This is a genomic window from Curtobacterium sp. KBS0715, assembly GCF_005938005.2.
In the GTDB taxonomy this organism is placed as follows: Bacteria; Actinomycetota; Actinomycetes; order Actinomycetales; family Microbacteriaceae; genus Curtobacterium; species Curtobacterium flaccumfaciens.
Genome location: NZ_VCCA02000001.1, coordinates 2903474 through 2920082 on the forward strand (window position 1 = coordinate 2903474; position 16609 = coordinate 2920082).

General features: G+C 71.8%; 16 protein-coding genes. 6 read left to right on the top strand and 10 right to left on the bottom strand.

What is annotated here, in order from left to right; genetic code table 11:
- Nucleotides 1-17 precede the first annotated feature (17 nt).
- On the bottom strand, nucleotides 18-719 hold the full coding sequence (locus FFG40_RS13780) for a VOC family protein (RefSeq protein WP_138803674.1): 702 nt from the start codon (nucleotides 717-719) through the stop codon (nucleotides 18-20).
- A gap of 84 nt (nucleotides 720-803) precedes the next feature.
- Between FFG40_RS13780 and lipB the strand changes: the two genes are divergently transcribed.
- Entirely contained in the window at nucleotides 804-1547 is a 744-nt protein-coding gene (lipB, locus tag FFG40_RS13785) for a lipoyl(octanoyl) transferase LipB (protein ID WP_138803675.1), read from the top strand.
- Nucleotides 1544-2527, top strand: coding sequence for a lipoyl synthase (lipA, locus tag FFG40_RS13790; RefSeq protein WP_138803676.1), 984 nt, complete (start codon nucleotides 1544-1546; stop codon nucleotides 2525-2527). Before lipB ends, lipA begins: the two co-directional genes overlap by 4 nt.
- 198 nt (nucleotides 2528-2725) lie before the next feature.
- Here lipA and FFG40_RS13795 read toward each other — a convergent pair whose 3' ends face one another.
- Entirely contained in the window at nucleotides 2726-3751 is a 1026-nt protein-coding gene (locus FFG40_RS13795) for a TerC family protein (RefSeq protein ID WP_138803677.1), read from the bottom strand.
- A gap of 217 nt (nucleotides 3752-3968) precedes the next feature.
- Between FFG40_RS13795 and ftsY the strand changes: the two genes are divergently transcribed.
- Entirely contained in the window at nucleotides 3969-4838 is an 870-nt protein-coding gene (gene ftsY, locus FFG40_RS13800) for a signal recognition particle-docking protein FtsY (RefSeq protein ID WP_027465892.1), read from the top strand.
- Between the two features lie 83 nt (nucleotides 4839-4921).
- A complete protein-coding gene (locus tag FFG40_RS17165; protein WP_171907827.1) occupies nucleotides 4922-5080 on the top strand; it encodes a hypothetical protein in 159 nt (52 codons plus the stop codon).
- 97 nt (nucleotides 5081-5177) lie between these two features.
- Here FFG40_RS17165 and FFG40_RS13805 read toward each other — a convergent pair whose 3' ends face one another.
- The 7 genes from FFG40_RS13805 to FFG40_RS13835 form a co-directional block, all read right to left on the bottom strand.
- Nucleotides 5178-8903 (bottom strand): AAA family ATPase, encoded by a 3726-nt coding sequence (locus tag FFG40_RS13805; protein WP_138803678.1) that lies wholly within the window; start codon nucleotides 8901-8903, stop codon nucleotides 5178-5180.
- Between the two features lie 31 nt (nucleotides 8904-8934).
- Nucleotides 8935-9906: a bifunctional DNA-formamidopyrimidine glycosylase/DNA-(apurinic or apyrimidinic site) lyase gene (gene mutM / locus FFG40_RS13810; RefSeq protein WP_138803679.1), complete on the bottom strand. Its 972-nt coding sequence runs from the start codon at nucleotides 9904-9906 to the stop codon at nucleotides 8935-8937.
- 4 nt (nucleotides 9907-9910) lie between these two features.
- The gene (gene rnc, locus FFG40_RS13815; protein WP_221935172.1) at nucleotides 9911-10636 is read right to left on the bottom strand and encodes a ribonuclease III; all 726 of its coding nucleotides are present in this window, start codon (nucleotides 10634-10636) and stop codon (nucleotides 9911-9913) included.
- A gap of 13 nt (nucleotides 10637-10649) precedes the next feature.
- Complete coding sequence (gene rpmF / locus FFG40_RS13820; RefSeq protein ID WP_017888273.1) at nucleotides 10650-10853, bottom strand: 50S ribosomal protein L32; 204 nt, start codon at nucleotides 10851-10853, stop codon at nucleotides 10650-10652.
- A gap of 55 nt (nucleotides 10854-10908) precedes the next feature.
- On the bottom strand, nucleotides 10909-11481 hold the full coding sequence (locus tag FFG40_RS13825; protein ID WP_071405664.1) for a DUF177 domain-containing protein: 573 nt from the start codon (nucleotides 11479-11481) through the stop codon (nucleotides 10909-10911).
- Nucleotides 11482-11597: 116 nt separating this feature from the next.
- Nucleotides 11598-12083 (bottom strand): pantetheine-phosphate adenylyltransferase, encoded by a 486-nt coding sequence (coaD, locus tag FFG40_RS13830; RefSeq protein ID WP_071244868.1) that lies wholly within the window; start codon nucleotides 12081-12083, stop codon nucleotides 11598-11600.
- 38 nt (nucleotides 12084-12121) lie between these two features.
- A complete protein-coding gene (locus FFG40_RS13835) occupies nucleotides 12122-14350 on the bottom strand; it encodes an ATP-dependent DNA helicase RecG (RefSeq protein ID WP_260678883.1) in 2229 nt (742 codons plus the stop codon).
- A gap of 97 nt (nucleotides 14351-14447) precedes the next feature.
- Between FFG40_RS13835 and FFG40_RS13840 the strand changes: the two genes are divergently transcribed.
- Nucleotides 14448-15008 carry an RsmD family RNA methyltransferase gene (locus FFG40_RS13840; protein WP_138803681.1) on the top strand — a complete coding sequence of 187 codons (561 nt, stop codon included), beginning with the start codon at nucleotides 14448-14450 and terminating at the stop codon, nucleotides 15006-15008.
- Between the two features lie 93 nt (nucleotides 15009-15101).
- Here the strand turns inward: FFG40_RS13840 and thiL are convergent, their stop codons facing one another.
- Nucleotides 15102-16097 carry a thiamine-phosphate kinase gene (gene thiL, locus FFG40_RS13845; RefSeq protein WP_138803682.1) on the bottom strand — a complete coding sequence of 332 codons (996 nt, stop codon included), beginning with the start codon at nucleotides 16095-16097 and terminating at the stop codon, nucleotides 15102-15104.
- Nucleotides 16098-16121: 24 nt separating this feature from the next.
- Here thiL and FFG40_RS13850 point away from each other — a divergent pair, with 24 nt between their 5' ends.
- Complete coding sequence (locus FFG40_RS13850; RefSeq protein ID WP_027465901.1) at nucleotides 16122-16607, top strand: DUF3515 family protein; 486 nt, start codon at nucleotides 16122-16124, stop codon at nucleotides 16605-16607.
- Nucleotides 16608-16609: the final 2 nt, after the last annotated feature.

Genomic DNA, 16609 nt, shown 5'->3' on the forward strand with positions numbered 1-16609 from the left:
CGACGGCACCGGCCCGTTCACCGCAGGAGGACACCCTCGGTCAGTCCGACCGGTGCGTCGAGCCCCACGTCGATGACCACCGGCGCGCTCGACGGACTCCGGTCGCCGGTCGGGAACCAGCGCCGGTCGGGCGACACCAGGATCACGAGACCGTCCACGTCGCCGACCGCCGCGAAGGACTCCCCCGGCGGGTTGGCGTACGGCTCGAGACCGGCGCGTCGCAGGGCCGAGGCTGCGCCGAGGACGTCGGGCACGGGGACGCCGACCTCGCTGACCGAGACGAGCGGGACGCCGGCGTCGGAGTCGCTGCCGGTGCCGGTGCGGGTACCGTCGCCGGCGCCGACGCCGACGCGCCGGGCGCCCGGCTCCAGGTCCCGCCGCTCGATGAGTTCGAGGAGCTGCTGGTCGGGCCCCTCGAAGTAGACCGACCGCGAGTTCCAGTTCGGCGGCCCCTCGAACTCGTCCTGGTCAGCGGTACCGAGCACCGTCGTCAGTCCGGCGATCCAGGCCTTGGCCGCGTCGAAGGTCCCCGTGGGGATCGTGATCGCCAGGTGCAGGGCTCCGGTCATCTCCGGCAGTTCGCGGAACACGAGGAGCGTCGACCCCACCACGATCCGCACCGTGGCGTCGACGATCTCGACCGAGCACCCCAGCCGTTCGTAGAATCGGGCGGTGTCGTCGAGCGAGCGGGTGGCGAGCTGTACCTGTCGGATGTCCATGCCCTCATCGGACCATCTCAACCATTGTTGAGGTCAAGCATCTGGTTGTTGGACGCCGTCCAGAAACTGTCGTACGCTCGCCGCATGCCGGAACTCGAGATCGTCCGCCACCACGGCCTGCTCGACTACCCGGACGGCCTCGCCCTGCAGCGGGACCTGCACGCCGACGTCGTCGCCGGCCGTTCCCCCGGGGCCCTCGTGCTGTGCGAGCACCCGTCCGTGTACACCGCCGGACGCCGCACCGAACCGTCCGACCTGCCGACGAACGGCGCCCCGGTCGTCGACACCGACCGCGGCGGACGCATCACCTGGCACGGACCGGGGCAGCTGGTCGCCTACCCGATCGTCCGGCTCGCCGAACCCCTCGACGTCGTCGCCTGGGTGCGCGACCTGGAGCAGGTCGTCATCGACGCCGCGGCTGCCGTCGGGGTGCACGCCGAACGGGTCGCGGGTCGCAGCGGCGCCTGGGTGCCGGGCACGGACGGCTCCCCCGCCGCCAAGGTCGGGGCGATCGGCCTGCACGTCGCCGAGGGCGTGACGAGCCACGGCATCGCGATCAACTGCGACAACGCCCTCGACGCCTACGCCGCGATCGTCCCGTGCGGCATCGCGGACGCCGGGGTCACGACGTTGAGCGCCGCGGCGGCGTACGTGGGGTGTGCCCAGGTGACCGTCGACGACCTCGCACCCCTGGTCGCGGACCGCGTCCGACAGGCCGTCGACGGCATGCACAGCGGCCGCCGGATCAGCACGACGGCCCCCAGCACCAGCACCAGCACCAGCACGAGCACCAGCACCGCGCCCGCCCGACAGGAGACCCTCGTATGACCCTCGCCCCCGAAGGCCGCCGCATGCTCCGGGTCGAGGCCCGGAACGCCGAGACCCCGATCGAGACGAAGCCCGCGTGGATCAAGACCCGTGCCACGCAGGGCCCCGAGTTCCGCGAGCTGTCGAGCCTGGTGCGCGAGAAGCAGCTGCACACCGTCTGCCAGGAGGCCGGCTGCCCGAACATCTTCGAGTGCTGGGAGGACCGCGAGGCCACCTTCCTGATCGGCGGCTCGCAGTGCACCCGTCGCTGCGACTTCTGCCAGATCGACACCGGCAAGCCGGAACCGCTCGACCGCGACGAGCCCCGCCGGGTCGCGGACTCCGTGGCGGAGATGGGCCTGCGGTACGCGACCGTGACCGGCGTCGCACGCGACGACCTGCCCGACGGCGGTTCCTGGCTCTACGCCGAGACCATCCGCGCGATCCACGAGCACTCCCCCGGCACCGGCGTCGAGATCCTGGTGCCGGACTTCAACGGGCGACCGGACCAGCTCGGCCCGGTGTTCGACGCCCGCCCCGAGGTCTTCGCCCACAACGTCGAGACCGTCCCGCGGATCTTCAAGCGGATCCGGCCGGCGTTCACGTTCGAACGGTCCCTCGACGTCATCACGCAGGGCCGCGACGCCGGACTGGTCACGAAGTCGAACCTGATCCTCGGCATGGGCGAGGAGCGCGTCGAGATCGAGGACGCCCTGCAGCGCCTGTACGACGCGGGCACGGACATCATCACGCTGACGCAGTACCTCCGCCCGTCGCCCCGGCACCTGCCGGTCGCCCGCTGGGTCAGCCCTGCGGAGTTCGTCGAGCTCCGTCAGGTCGCCGAGCAGATGGGCTTCGCCGGGGTGCTCGCCGGACCGCTGGTCCGGTCGTCGTACCGGGCGGGCCGGCTGTGGGCACGGGCGACGGTGGCCCGCGGCGGCTCGGTTCCCGAGCACCTGGCCCACCTGCTCGACGCGACCCCCGGTCGCCAGGCCGTCTGACGCTCGCGCGGCTCGCGCGGCGTACGCGTCGCGGCGTACGCGGCGCGGCCGGCGTTTCGCGCTGAGCGACACTTCACGGACTGCGGAGCACGTGAACTGTCGCTCAGGCCGAAACTCGGTGCGTCCGGACAACGCGCGGACGGACGGGAGGCGCGGTGCCAGCTGGCACCGCGCCTCCCGGCCGTCAGATGGTGACGGCTACTTCGCCTCGGCCTCGACCGACTCCTTCGGCTGACCGGTCGGGGTGAGCCCGCGCTCCTGGCGGCGCTTCGAGACCACCAGCGACGCGGTCGTGGCGACCGCGATCGTCAGCGCGATGAAGCCCAGCGAGAACCAGATCGGGATTTCCGGCGCCCACTCGATGTGCTCGCCACCGTTGATGAAGGGCAGCTCGTTGACGTGCATGGCGTGGAAGACGAGCTTCACACCGATGAACGCCAGGATGACGGCGAGGCCCTGGCCCAGGTAGATGAGGCGCTCGAGCAGGCCGGCGATCAGGAAGTACAGCTGCCGGAGGCCGAGCAGCGAGAACGCGTTCGCCGTGAACACGATGAAGGCGTCCTGCGTCAGCCCGAAGATCGCGGGGATCGAGTCGAGCGCGAAGAGCACGTCGGTCAGGCCGATGGCGACCATGACGAGCAGCATCGGGGTGAACAGCCGCTTGCCGTCGACACGGGTGGTCAGGCGGTCGCCGTCGTAGTGGTCCGAGGTCGGGATGATGCGCTTGAGGATCCGGATGAGCCGGGACTCGCCCTCGCTGCCGTGGTCGTTGCCGCTGCGGGCCTGCGACCAGGCGAGCCAGAACAGCAGCGCACCGAACAGGTAGAAGACCCACGAGAAGTTCTCGATGATCGTGACGCCGAGGGCGATGAAGACACCGCGTGCGACGAGCGCGATCGCGACGCCGACCAGCAGGACCTTCTGCTGGAACTCCTTCGGCACGGCGAAGCTCGACATGATGATGAGGAAGACGAAGAGGTTGTCGACCGACAACGCCTTCTCGGTCAGCCAGCCGGCGAAGTACTCACCACCGGCCTGCCCGCCGCCGAAGACCAGGATCCCGATGCCGAACAGGATCGCCAGGCCGATGTAGAAGGCGGACCAGAACGCGGATTCGCGGATGTGGGGCACGTGCGGCGTGCGCACGTGCGAGTAGAAGTCGAACACCAGCAGCGCGAGGATGCCGGCGATCGTGATGAGCCAGACGAAGAGTGGGACGTCCACGGTTTCCTTCAGGTAGGGCGCGCCGCTGATGTGCGGGTACGCCGAGGCCTGAAGGTCTCTTCCGTCGCCCGGCACCGGAACCGGTGTCGCACGACCGGCGCCCCGGGGCCGGATCGTTCCGGACCGTACTGACGGGGTCACCGAGAGGGAATACTCCCCTTCGTGTTCCCGAGCATACCGGGCACAGCGGACATGTGCCGCGCTCTAAGCTGGGAGCATGGCGAGTTCCTGGTCACTGTCCTCACGGCTGCGCGGCCTCTTCCAGCGCAAGACGATCGACGAGACCACGTGGGAGGACCTGGAGACCGCCCTCATCGGCGCCGACTTCGGGCCCGACATCTCCGAGGAGATCATCGAGGACCTGCACGCCCGCGTCGACCGGTACGGCACGACCGACCCCGCCGACCTGCAGCGCATGCTCCGCGAGGTCCTCGAGGAACGGCTCTCGAAGCTCGACACCACCCTGAAGCTCAGCGCGCGGCCCGCCGTGGTGCTCGTCGTCGGGGTGAACGGCGTCGGCAAGACCACGACGATCGGCAAGTTCGCCAAGTTCCTGAAGACCTACGACCGCACGGTGCTCGTCGGGGCGGCGGACACGTTCCGCGCCGCGGCGGTCGAGCAGGTCGCCACCTGGGCCCAGCGCGCCGGGGTCGACGTCGTCCGTCCGTCGCAGCCCGGGCAGGACCCGGCGTCGGTGGCGTACCAGACCGTCGAGAAGGCGATCCGCGACCAGACCGAGATCGTCGTCATCGACACCGCCGGGCGTCTGCACACCAAGGCCGGCCTGATGGACGAGCTCACCAAGATCAAGCGCGTGGTCGAGAAGCAGACCGAGATCAGCGAGGTCCTGCTCGTCCTCGACGCCACGACGGGCCAGAACGGCCTCGCACAGGCTCAGGCCTTCATCGAGGGTGCCGGCGTGACCGGCCTCGTCATCACCAAGCTCGACGGCTCGGCCAAGGCCGGCTTCGTGCTGAGCGTGCAGGAGAAGACCGGCATCCCGATCAAGCTCATCGGGCAGGGCGAGGGCATCAACGACCTGACCGGCTTCACGCCGCACGTGTTCGTGCAGAACCTCGTCGGCTGAGCGAACGCGTCGGCACGCCGAGGAGTAGCGTCCCTGACGGCCCGGGCATCTGCTCGGTCTCGTTCCAGGGATAGGAGACCCTCATGCCCGCACTGCTGATCATCGCGATCATCGTCGGCCTCGTCCTGCTCTTCAGCGGCATCTTCGTCGGTGCGCTGAAGTTCCTGCTCTGGGTGGGCATCGTGCTCATCCTGCTGGCGGTCATCGGCTGGCTGCTCCGGACGATCCGCGGTCGCGCGTAGCGACCCGTCGTCCTGTCCGGACGCACCTGAGAGACGGGAGGCGCGGTGCCAGCTGGCACCGCGCCTCCCGTCTGCCGTCCGGTCGCGACCAGGACGCCTACGCGACCGCGTCCGCCGGCTCGCGCTTCTGCACCCGCTGCCCGACGACCGCCGAGACGCCGTCCTGCCGCATCGACACCCCGTACAGGGCGTCCGCGATCTCCATCGTCCGCTTCTGGTGCGTGATGACGATGAGCTGCGACGACTCGCGCAGACGCTCGAACACGGTCAGCAGGCGGCCCAGGTTGGCGTCGTCGAGTGCCGCCTCGACCTCGTCCATGATGTAGAACGGCGACGGCCGCGCGGTGAAGATCGCGACGAGGAGCGCCACCGCCGCCAGGGACCGCTCGCCGCCGGACAGCAGGGTCAGGCGGTCGATCTTCTTGCCGGCGGGCTTCACCTGCACGTCGATCCCGGTGCCGAGCAGGTCGGTCGGGTCGGTCAGGTTGATGGACCCCGAGCCGCCCGGGAACAGGATCGGGAAGATGACGTCGAACGCTTCCTTCGTGTCGTTGAACGCGGACTCGAAGATCGTCTGCATCTTCGTGTCGAGCTCGTCGATGATCGTCAGCAGGTCCGTCCGGGTCTTCTGCAGGTCCTCGAGCTGCTCGGCGAGGAACGCGTGCCGCTGCTCGAGCGCCTGGAACTCCTCGAGCGCGAGCGGGTTCACCTTGCCGAGCTGTCCGAGGTCGCGCTCCGCGGCCTTGAGTCGGCGCTCCTGCTCGGCACGGACGTAGGGCACGGTCTCGACATCGGCGGGGTCGATCTCGTCGGTCGTGTCGAACTCGGGCAGCGCCGGGCCGCCGGGCAGGGTGGACTCCGCGTCGACGAGGGCCACGTCGTCGGTTTCGGGGCCGGCTTCTGCCGCAGCTTCCTGCGGCTCGGTCACGCCCGCGGCCTCGGCGGCGGCCGCAGCCGCGCGCTCCGCCTCGCGGTGCTTCCGCGCGCGCACCCGCGGGTCCACGAGCACGTCGACGGGCACCGGCACGTGCGGCCCGTACTCGGCCACCAGCACGGCCTCGGACAGCCCGAGCTCGCTCTGCGCCCGGTCGAGGACGCCGGACACGTGCAGCTTCTTCTCGTAGATCTCCATCTCGAGCGAGTGCACGCCGTCGGTGATGGTCTGCAGGCGGTCCCGGAGCTCGCGCTCCTCGTTGCGGACCGTCTGCAGCTCGGTGTTGCGCTTCGACCGCTCGGATTCCTCCGTCGCCAGCTGCACCCGGGCTTCGGCCAGCGAACGGTCGACCGCACCGAGCACCCCGGGCAGGTCGGCGAGGACGGCTTCGGCGGTCCGGATCTGGCCACGGCGGATGACGGCGAGGCGCGCGGCCTCCTCGGCGGCGGCGCGCTCGGCCTCGAGCTGGCGTTCGAGCTGGTCGGCGCGGTTCCGTTCGGCGCGCACACGCTCGCGCACGGTCTCCACCTGGATCCGCTGCTCGACCTCGGCGGCACGTGCGGCCTCGAGCGCGTCCTGCAGCGCGGGACGCTCGGACGCGTCGACCACGGGGCGCTCCTGGTCGGTGAAGGCACGGTGCGCCGACTCGGCCTCGGCCAGCACCGCCTCGGCGGTCTCGACGGCGCCGTCGGTCTCGGCCAGCGCGGCACGCAGCCGCTCGACCTCGGCCGCGGCGTTCTCCGCCTTCGCACGCGTCGACGCACTCGTGCGGTCGTACTCGGCCTTCGCCCGCGTGTAGGCGCGGGATGCTGCGTCGGCCTCGTCCGCACGGCGGCGTGCGTCCTCGACGGCGCTGCGCGCGGCCTGGAGGCCCGTGGCCGCGTCCTCGGCGTCGGTCGCGATCGCGTCGCGTCGCGTCACGGCGTCGTCGCGCTCCGCGACGAGCTCGATGCGCGAGGTCACGCGCTCCCCGCCGCCGGTCACGCGGACCGCACGGACGAGGTCGCCGGACCGCGTGACCACCGTGGCGAGCGGGGCGGCCGTGAGCACGGCCTCCAGGTCGAGGTCGTCGGTCTCCGCGACCAGCGTGTCCCGCAGGATCGACGCGAGCGCCGGCGGTCCCTGCACCAGGTCCGTGGCACGGCGGACGCCGGCCGGCAGGGTCTCGGGCAGGGCCGCTGGGGCGGACGCGGCGTCCGCGACGACGACGTCGATCCGGCCGAGGTCGGCAGCGCGGGCGTGGTCGACGGCGTCGAGCGCCGCGCCGCGGTCGTCGGCGAGGACGGCATCGGCGAGTCCCTCGAGCGCGGTGGCGATCGCGGCCTCGAACCCGGGCGACACCGTCAGGCTGTCGGCCAGGCGACCGACGATGCCCGCGCGACCGGCGTCGATCAGTGCCTGCGAACCGTCGCGGACCTCGATCGACATGCCGAGCGCGGTGACCCGGGCGTCGAGGGCGTCCCGCTCGCGTTCGAGGGCGTGGAGCCGGTCGCGCTGCTCGTCGCGCGTGGTCTGGGCCCGTTCGAGCTCGGCGCGCGCCTGCTCGAGGGTCTGCGCGAGCGCGGTCTCGTCGACCCCCTCGGACGGGTCGACACCGAGTTCGGCGAGGGCCGCCGCAGCACGCTCGGCACGCTCCCCCGCCTCGGCCAGAGCCCGCTCCCGCCGCTCGCGGTCGGCGACGGCGGAACCGCGCTTCGACCGGGCGACGTCGACGGCGCTGGCGAGCCGCTGCGCCTCGAGGTCGTGCTGCGAGACCCGGGCAGCCTGGGCGGCGATGCGTTCGTCCAGGACGTCCAGCGAGGCGCGGGCGTCCTGCACCGCGCGGGCGGTCGTCGCCGAGCCGCCCTGCATCTCGTCGGCGCGGGCGGCGAGGCGGTCGGCCTCGGCACGGACCCCGGCGACCTGCTCCTGGGTGACGGTCGGGCCCTGCTGTGGCGCGTCGGCCTGCTGCGCGAGGAACATCAGGCGCTGGTTCGCCAGGCTTGACAGGCCACGGAGGCGCTCCTGCACGCTCTCGAGCCGGTGCACGACGGTGCGCGCGCGGTCGACGTCGTCGCCGACCATGCTCTGCTCGACGTGCTGCTGACGCACCCGGGTCTGGTCGAGCCGCTCGGTCAGGACGATGCGCTCGGACTTGCGGCCCGCCTCGACCTCCTGGTGGTCGTGCAGCTCACGGCGCAGGCGCACCACGTCGTCGGCGAGGATGCGGGCCTTGGCGTCGCGGAAGACCGCGGCCACCGACTGGGCCTTGCGTGCGACCTCGGCCTGCCGCCCGAGGGGCTTCAGCTGCCGCCGGATCTCACCGGCCAGGTCGGACAGGCGGGTCAGGTTCGTCTGCATCGCGTCGAGCTTGCGGAGGGTCTTCTCCTTGCGGCGACGGTGCTTCAGGATCCCCGCGGCCTCCTCGATGAAGCCGCGGCGGTCCTCGGGGGTGGCGTGCAGCACCTTGTCGAGCTGCCCCTGCCCGACGATCACGTGCATCTCACGGCCGAGGCCGGTGTCGCTCAGCAGCTCCTGGACGTCGAGCAGCCGGCAGTTCTCGCCGTTGATGGCGTACTCGCTGCCACCGTTGCGGAACAGCGTGCGTGCGATCGTCACCTCGGAGTACTCGATCGGCAGCAGGCCGTCGCTGTTGTCGATGGTCAGCAGCACCTGGGCACGACCGAGCGGACCGCGGGTCGAGGTGCCGGCGAAGATGACGTCCTCCATCTTGCCGCCGCGCAGGGTCTTCGCCCCCTGCTCCCCCATCACCCAGGCCAGGGCGTCCACCACGTTCGACTTGCCGGAGCCGTTCGGGCCGACGATGCACGTCACGCCCGGCTCGAACGCGAACGTCGTCGGCTGCGCGAAGGACTTGAACCCCTTGATGGTCAGGCTCTTCAAGTACATGCGGTCTCCGGATGCTCTGGTTGGCGTCAGGCTAACGCGTGCGGGCGCGGGGACGGGGTTGGCACACGGGGCAGATGTGGCTCGACCGGTTCATGAAGGCCTCGCGCACGATCGTCGTGCCGCAGCGTGGACACGGCTTCCCCTGCTGCCCGTAGACGTTCAGGCGCTGCGAGAAGTACCCGGACTGCCCGTTGACGTTGACGTACTGGGCGTCGAAGCTCGTGCCGCCGTCCTCGAGCGCCCGGCGCAGGATCGTGCGGACCTCGTCGAGCAGCCGACGCAGGTCGGCTCGGGTGAGGCGGTCGGCGGCGCGGTCGTAGTGCAGCTTCGCGGCCCAGAGCGACTCGTCGGCGTAGATGTTGCCGATGCCGCTCACGACGCCCTGGTCGAGCAGCACCCGCTTGATGCCGCTCGAACGCTTCCGCGCCATCGCGGTGAACCGGTCGTCGTCGAAGGCGGGGTCGAGCGGGTCACGGGCGATGTGCGACACCTGCCCGGGCACCCACCGACGCCACACGGCATCGGGGTCGATCGCGTCGACCTGCCCGCCGAACCCGGCGGGAGCACCGTCGACCGTCGGCACCATCGCGTCGATCGCCATCGAGCCGAACGTGCGCTGGTCGACGAACTCGAGCTCCACGGGGGGCTCCGCCGCACCCGAGCGGTCGGTGCCCGCGGGCTGCACGTCGATGAGGATCCGACGGTGCTTGGCCGCCGGTCGACCACGGCCGAGCAGGATCTGCCCGCTCATGCCGAGGTGGGCGACGAGTGCCTCGGGGCGGTCCCCGTCGTGCTCGGGCTGCAGCGGCATCCAGAGGAACTTGCCCCGGCGCACGGCAGCGGCGATCGTGCGACCGGTCAGACGGTCGGCGAAGTCTTCCGAGGGGCCGTCGTGCCGGGTGAGGGCACGGTCGTCGACCACGTCGACGTGCAGGACCCGCGCGCCGCTGACGGCGGGTTCGAGGCCGGCGCGGACGACCTCGACCTCGGGGAGTTCGGGCACGCGGTCAGGCCGCTCGGCCGGACAGCCGGGTCCAGGCGTCGAGCGCTGCGGCCATCTCGGCGGCCTTCTTGCTCGAGCCGGTGCCGGTGGCGATGTCCTCGCCCTGCAGGACGACCGTCGCCATGAAGGTCTTGTCGTGGTCCGGGCCGGTCTCGGTGACGCGGTACGCCGGGTTGCCGAGGGAACGACTCGAGGCGAGCTCCTGCAGGCTCGTCTTCGGGTCCATCGCGGCGCCGAAGCGGTCCGGGTCGATCATGAGCGGTTCGACCAGGCGGAGCACGAGCTCGGTGGCCGGGTCGGGACCGGCCGACAGGTACGTGGCGCCGATGACGGCTTCGACGGTGTCGGCCAGGATCGACGACTTGTCGCGCCCGCCGGTCTGTTCCTCGCCCTTGCCGAGGCGCAGGTAGCTGCCGAGCCCGATCATCCGGGCGATCTCGGCCAGCGCCACGGTCGACACCAGGCTCGCCCGACGCTTGGCGAGGTCACCCTCGTCGAGGTCGGGGAAGGACCGGTAGAGCTTCACGGTCACGGCCTGGCCGAGGATCGAGTCCCCGAGGAACTCGAGGCGCTCGTTGTGCTTGATGCCCCCGTGCTCGTAGGCGTAGGAGCGGTGCGTCAGGGCGAGCTGGAGCAGCTCGAGGTCGATGTCGGCCCCGAGGATGCCCTGCAGACGAACGACGTCCGGCCCCGCGGGGCGAGACCCCGCAGCGCCGGACGTTGTCGTCATGCGTTCGGTCCGATCAGACGTCGGCGACCTTGCGGCCCTTGTACTCCATGTACAGGGGCGTGCCGGCCGAGTCCTCGACGACCTTCGCGCGGTGCGGGAGGCTGTAGGTGACCTGACCGTTCTCGATCGTCTTCACGAGCTGGATCGGCGTGGCCTTCCACTGCGAACGACGGGCGTGCGTGTTCGCACGGGACTGCTTGCGCTTGGGAACGGCCATGGTGAATCTCTTTCGGTTGGTCGGTGGTCGGTACGGGGGCTGGCGGTGTCGGGACCTACTCGGTCTCGGCCCGCTCCTCGCCCTCGGTGGTCTTCGGTGCGGTGGTGTCACCGTCGGTGCTGTCGTCGAGCTCGATCGCGCTGAGCGCTGCCCAGCGGGGATCCAGCACCTGACGAGCGGGCTGCTCGCCGAGGTCGGCCAGACGCTCGCCCGTCACCGGGTCGAGTCCTGGGCAGTCCGGTCGGCAGACCGGCTGGAACGGCAGCGACAGCACCACCGCATCTCGAACGACCTGTTCGGTGTCCACGTGGTCATCGCGAACGAAGAAGTCGAAATCCTCCGAGGCATCATACGCGAACAGCTCGGCGAAATCGACCTCGATCGGTTCGCTGATGTCGATGAGGCAGCGCGAGCACTCCCCCGTGGCGTCGGCCGAAGCGTGTCCGGACACGAGTACACCCTCGTGCAGGCCTTCGAGTTTGACGTCGATGTGCAGTTCGGCACCCTGTCGGACGCCGATCAGACCGGCCCCCATCGCGTCGGGCACCTCGATGTCGAGCGAGTGCTCGCGCATCTCACCCGGCCGGTGCGCGAGGTCGCGCACGCGCAGGGCGTAGGGGCTGTTCACGGGGGAAGACACGATCGACAAGCCTAGCGCGATCAGGGCCGAGAGTCGAGGTGGCGACAGGCGTGTCCGGACGCGGTGGGCGCAGTGCGCGTGCCGGCCGGGCTGTGCAGGCGCCCTCAGCGGGCCGCGAGCGCGTCGGCGACCGTCTTCGGCACGTAGGGCGTGACGTCTCCGCCGAGCGACGACACCTGCCGGATCAGCGAGCTCGACACGTGCGCCCGCGACGCCTCGGGCAGCAGGAACACCGTCTCGACGTCGGCCAGGTGGCGGTTCATGATGGCCATCGGGGTCTCGTACGCGACGTCCTCGCCGGACCGCACGCCCTTCACCAGGACCTTCGCCCCGACCTGGCGGCAGTAGTCCACCAGCAGCCCGGACGTCCACTCGCCCACCGTGACCGTGTCCGGCGCGCCGACCTCGACCAGCGAGTCGCGGATGAGCCGCACCCGGTCGACCGCCTCGAACATCGCCGGCTTCTTGTCGGGGTTGTGCACCACGAGGACGTGCACCTCGTCGAAGAGCCCGGCCGCGCGGCCGATGACGTCGAGGTGCCCGAGGGTGACGGGGTCGAAGGAACCGGGGACCACCGCGATCTGCGCCATGGCAGCGACGATACCGCGCGGGCCGTCGTGCTCCGGGGTCAGTTCTTGCCGAGGAACGCCGCGTCGGACTCGTCGAGGCGCCGGGCGAGGGCGTCACGGAGGGCCGGGGACCCCTCGAGCTCGGGATCCGGTTCGAGCACGCGCTCGGCCTCTTCGCGCGCATCGACGATGAGGTCGGCGTGCTCGACCACCCGGAGCAGGTTGAGCGAGGACCGCCCACCGGACTGCCGTTCGCCCAGGACGTCGCCCTCGCGCCGGAGCTCGAGGTCGACCCGGGCGAGCTCGAACCCGTCGTCCGAGGCGGCCACCGCGTCGACGCGCTCGCGCGAGGTGGTCTCGAGCTCGGCCGAGGTGACCAGCAGGCAGACCCCGGCCCACTGCCCACGACCGATGCGGCCGCGGAGCTGGTGGAGCTGCGAGACCCCGAACCGGTCGGCGTCGAGGACGGCCATCATCGCCGCGTTCGGGACGTCGACGCCGACCTCGATCACGGTCGTCGCCACGACCACGTCGAGGTCGCCGGCGGCGAAGGACGTCATCACGCGGTCCTTCTCGTCGGCGGTCATCCGTCCGTGCAGGACCGCGATCGAGCGCCCGTCGAGCACCGGCATGGTGCGCATCCGCTCGGCGGTGGCGAGCACGGTCGCCGGGGCACGCTTCGGGGTGTCGTCCTCGCCCTCGGCCGGCTCCGGCTCGCCGTCGTCCTCGGTGTGGGCGTCGTCGATGGCCGGGCAGACGACGAACGCCTGGCGGCCCTTGGCCAGTTCTTCGGCCATGCGGGACCAGATCCGGGGTTCCCACCCGGGGTGTTCCGCCAGCGGGACCGTGAAGGTCTCGACGCCGGCGCGCCCCGACGGCATGCCCGTGATGGTCGAGACGTCGAGGTCGCCGAACACCGTCATCGCGACGGTGCGCGGGATCGGCGTCGCGGTGAGCACGAGCACGTGCGGCGGGGTCGTGCCCTTGGTGCGGAGGGCCTCGCGCTGCTCGACACCGAAGCGGTGCTGCTCGTCGACCACCACGAGCCCCAGCTCGGCGAAGTCCACCCGGTCCCCGAGGAGCGCGTGGGTGCCGACGACCAGCCGTGAGCTGCCCGACGCCGCGGCGAGCAGGGCCCGGCGACGTTCGTCGGTGGACTGCGACCCGGTCAGGATCACCGGTCGGAGCTCGGCGGCCAGGTCCGGCCCGAGGAACTTCACGATGGAGCGCAGGTGCTGGGCCGCCAGCACCTCGGTCGGGGCGATGAGCGCGGACTGGCCGCCGGACTCGGCCACCGTGAGCATCGCCCGGATCGCCACGAGGGTCTTGCCCGACCCGACCTCGCCCTGGATCAGCCGGTGCATGGGCCAGGTGCGGGCGAGGTCCTGGTCGATGTCGGCACCGACGGCCCGCTGGTCGTCCGTCAACGTGAAGGGCAGGGTGGCGTCGAAGCGCTCGAGGATGCCACCCGGGGCGGCCACGCGGGGGGTGGCCGCGGTGCGACGGGCCGCGATCCGCCGCTGCACCAGGGCGGTCTGCAGCACGAACGCCTCGCGGTAGCGCAGGGCGTCCTGCGCGCGCTTGAAGTCCGCGACCTTCTCGGGGCGGTGCAGCAGCTCGAGGGCACGGCGGAACGGCACGAGGTCGAGCCGGGACCGCGCGGACGCCGGCACCGGGTCGGGCAGGTCCGGCAGGGTGTCGAGGACGATCCCGATGGACTTCGCGATCTGCCACGACGTGAGCGAGGCCGTCGCCGGGTAGATCGGGATCGGCTGACGCGACCACCGGATCGCTTCGTCGGAACCGGGCTCGGCCGTGGCGCGGGGGTCGTCCGGGTCGAACAGCTCGTAGTCGGGGTGGGCGAGCTGCCGGGCACCCCGGTAGTCGCTGACCTTGCCGGAGAAGATGCCCCGGGCGCCGGGGACGAGGTCCTTCGTGCGCCACCCCTGGTTGAAGAACGTGAGGGTGAGCAGGCCCTTGCCGTCGCCGATCTTCGCTTCGAGGATCGAACCGCGGCGCGCGCGCATGGTGCGTTCACGGACGTCGACGACCTCGGCCACGATGGTGACGGGTTCGCCGATCGCGAGCGAGTCGAGGGCCGTCAGTGCACCACGCTCGGCGTAACGGCGGGGCGCGTGCTCGAGGAACTCCCCCACCGTGCGGTAGCCGAAGGCCTTCTCGATCGCGGTCGCCGTCCGACCGCCGAGCACGTTCGCGAGCCGCGCGTCGAGCGGCGCCTGACCGAGGTCGGGCGCGGCCGGCGCAGCGGGGGTTCCGGAGGTGACCACGCTCCAACGGTACCGGGCACGACCGACCCCACCCGTGCCTCCCGAGCGGCCTGTGGAGAACACCGGACCGGACCCGCCGGGCCGATACGGTGGCTGCATGACCCGCATCATCGCCGGCGCCGCCGGCTCCCTGACGCTCCGGGTGCCGAAGTCCGGCACCCGCCCGACGAGCGACCGCGTGCGCGAGGCGCTGTTCTCGTCGCTCGACGCACGGGGGCTCGTCGAGGCCACGTCGGTGGCCGACCTGTACGCGGGAACGGGCGCGCTCGGGCTCGAGGCGGCGTCCCGCGGTGCGGCCGAGGTGGTCCTGGTCGACCGGGCGTCCGCCGCCGCGCAGGCCTGCCGGGCGAACGCGAAGGCGGTGCAGCAGCGGGTGCCGGGCGTCCGGATCGACGTGCAGCCGCAGCCGGTGCTCGGGTACCTGCGCGGGACCGTCCGCACCTTCGACCTGGTGTTCATCGACCCGCCCTACGACGTCACCGAGCACGAGCTCGCCGAGGTGCTCGAGGCCCTGGCGCCGAAGCTGACGCCGGATGCCGTGGTCGTGGTCGAGCGGAGCAAGCGCTCCCCCGAGCCCACCTGGCCAGCGGGGCTCGCGCCGTTCAGCAAGCGCAGCTACGGCGAGACCGTCGCGTGGGAGGCCGTCGCCGCCGGCTGAGGCGCCCTGCCCGTGTGCACGCGCCCGGCGACAGTGCACCTGTCGAACGACGCGTGTTCTGTCGCCACACGGTCGTGCACCGACCCGGCCGGATCAGCCGGCGGCGCCGTCCCAGTCGGCGTAGGGGTCCCAGCCGGTCGTCGGCACGACGGCACCGGCGCGCAGCAGGTCCGTGTCGCCGCGCTCCCGCACGACACCGATGCGCCGGAAGCCCCCGGGCAGGACCGCGTCGGCCGGGAACGTGGCGAGCAGTCCGTGGTCCTCGCCACCGTGCAGGGCGACCTCGTCGAGGTCGGTGGCGGCATCGAGTTCGAGCGTCACCCGGCTGGCACGGGCGAGCCGACCGGCGTCGATCGCCAGGCCGTCGGACAGGTCCAGCATCGCGGTGGCCCCGGCCCCGGCCGCGAGCGGCCCGTCGGCGATCGGGGGCACCGGGCGGCGCTGGCGTCCGACGTCGGGGTCGACGTCCGCGCCGCTCGCGACCGTCGCGGCACGGTCCGGCTCGCCCCGGTCGTCGACGCCGTCGCGGAACAGCCGGGACAGCCCACGGGCGGCACGTCCGAGCTCGCCGGACACCGCGAGCACGTCACCGACGCTCGCACCCGACCGCAGCACGGGCGTTCGGCCCAGCAGGTCGCCGAAGGCGGTGACGGCCACCGTGAACGTCGCCGAGGTGGAGAGGTCTCCCCCGACGACCCCGCACCCCGGCGCGAGTGCGTCGACGGCGAGCCGGAAGCCGTCGGCGATGCCCTCGAGGACGGCCACGGGGGTGTCCTGCGGTGCGGCGAGGGCGATCACGAGGCCGCTCGGCACGGCACCCATCGCGGCGACGTCGGAGAGGTTCGTGGCGGCCGCCTTCCAGCCGATGTCCGTCGGCGACGACCACGCCCACCGGAAGTCCGGACCGTGCACCATCATGTCCGTCGTCACGACGAAGCGGCCGTCGGGGGCGGCAACGACCGCGCAGTCGTCTCCGGGGCCGAGGATCGGTGTGCCTGCGGGCAGGCGACTCGTGATCCGGTCGAGGACGACGAGTTCGCCGAGTTCCCCCACCGTCGGTCCGGCCCAGGCGTCGTCCGTCGCATCCACACGAGAACGGTAGCCTGGACGACGATGGACACCGCGCGCCGCACCCCTCGCACCCTCGCGATCGTGGGGGCCGTGATCACCCTCGCCGCCGGGCTGACCGGGTGCACGAACGCCGTGTCGATGTCCGCAGCCCCGTCGGCCAACGCAGCGGCGTGCGCCGCCGTGCAGGTCCGGTTGCCCGCGACCGTGGACTCGAAGTTCGACCTGCGGAACACGAACGCGCAGGCGACCGCTGCCTGGGGCGACCCCGAGGTGGCGATCTACCACTGCGGTGTCGCCGTCCCCACCGTGTCCGACCTGCCGTGCTTCTCGCAGGGCGGCGTCGACTGGATCCGCGACGACCGGGGCGACCAGGTCGTCTTCACGACGTTCGGTCGGTCGCCGGCGGTGCAGGTCGTGGTCGACTCGACGAAGACCACGTCGACGGTGGTGCAGGAGCTGTCCGACGCCGTGTCCTCGCTGCCGAAGGACGGACACGAGTGCCTCGACCCCGACGACGTGCAGGGCTGACG

Bases quoted from the DNA above. Each gene is read 5' to 3' on its own strand.
- ftsY (WP_027465892.1), top strand. From the start codon at position 3,969: ATGGCGAGTTCCTGGTCACTGTCCTCACGGCTGCGCGGCCTCTTCCAG.
- coaD (WP_071244868.1), bottom strand. From the start codon at position 12,083: ATGGCGCAGATCGCGGTGGTCCCCGGTTCCTTCGACCCCGTCACCCTC.
- lipA (WP_138803676.1), top strand. From the start codon at position 1,544: ATGACCCTCGCCCCCGAAGGCCGCCGCATGCTCCGGGTCGAGGCCCGG.
- FFG40_RS17165 (WP_171907827.1), top strand. From the start codon at position 4,922: ATGCCCGCACTGCTGATCATCGCGATCATCGTCGGCCTCGTCCTGCTC.
- lipB (WP_138803675.1), top strand. From the start codon at position 804: ATGCCGGAACTCGAGATCGTCCGCCACCACGGCCTGCTCGACTACCCG.
- FFG40_RS13850 (WP_027465901.1), top strand. From the start codon at position 16,122: ATGGACACCGCGCGCCGCACCCCTCGCACCCTCGCGATCGTGGGGGCC.
- rnc (WP_221935172.1), bottom strand. From the start codon at position 10,636: ATGACGACAACGTCCGGCGCTGCGGGGTCTCGCCCCGCGGGGCCGGAC.
- FFG40_RS13805 (WP_138803678.1), bottom strand. From the start codon at position 8,903: ATGTACTTGAAGAGCCTGACCATCAAGGGGTTCAAGTCCTTCGCGCAG.
- FFG40_RS13780 (WP_138803674.1), bottom strand. From the start codon at position 719: ATGGACATCCGACAGGTACAGCTCGCCACCCGCTCGCTCGACGACACC.
- FFG40_RS13840 (WP_138803681.1), top strand. From the start codon at position 14,448: ATGACCCGCATCATCGCCGGCGCCGCCGGCTCCCTGACGCTCCGGGTG.
- rpmF (WP_017888273.1), bottom strand. From the start codon at position 10,853: ATGGCCGTTCCCAAGCGCAAGCAGTCCCGTGCGAACACGCACGCCCGT.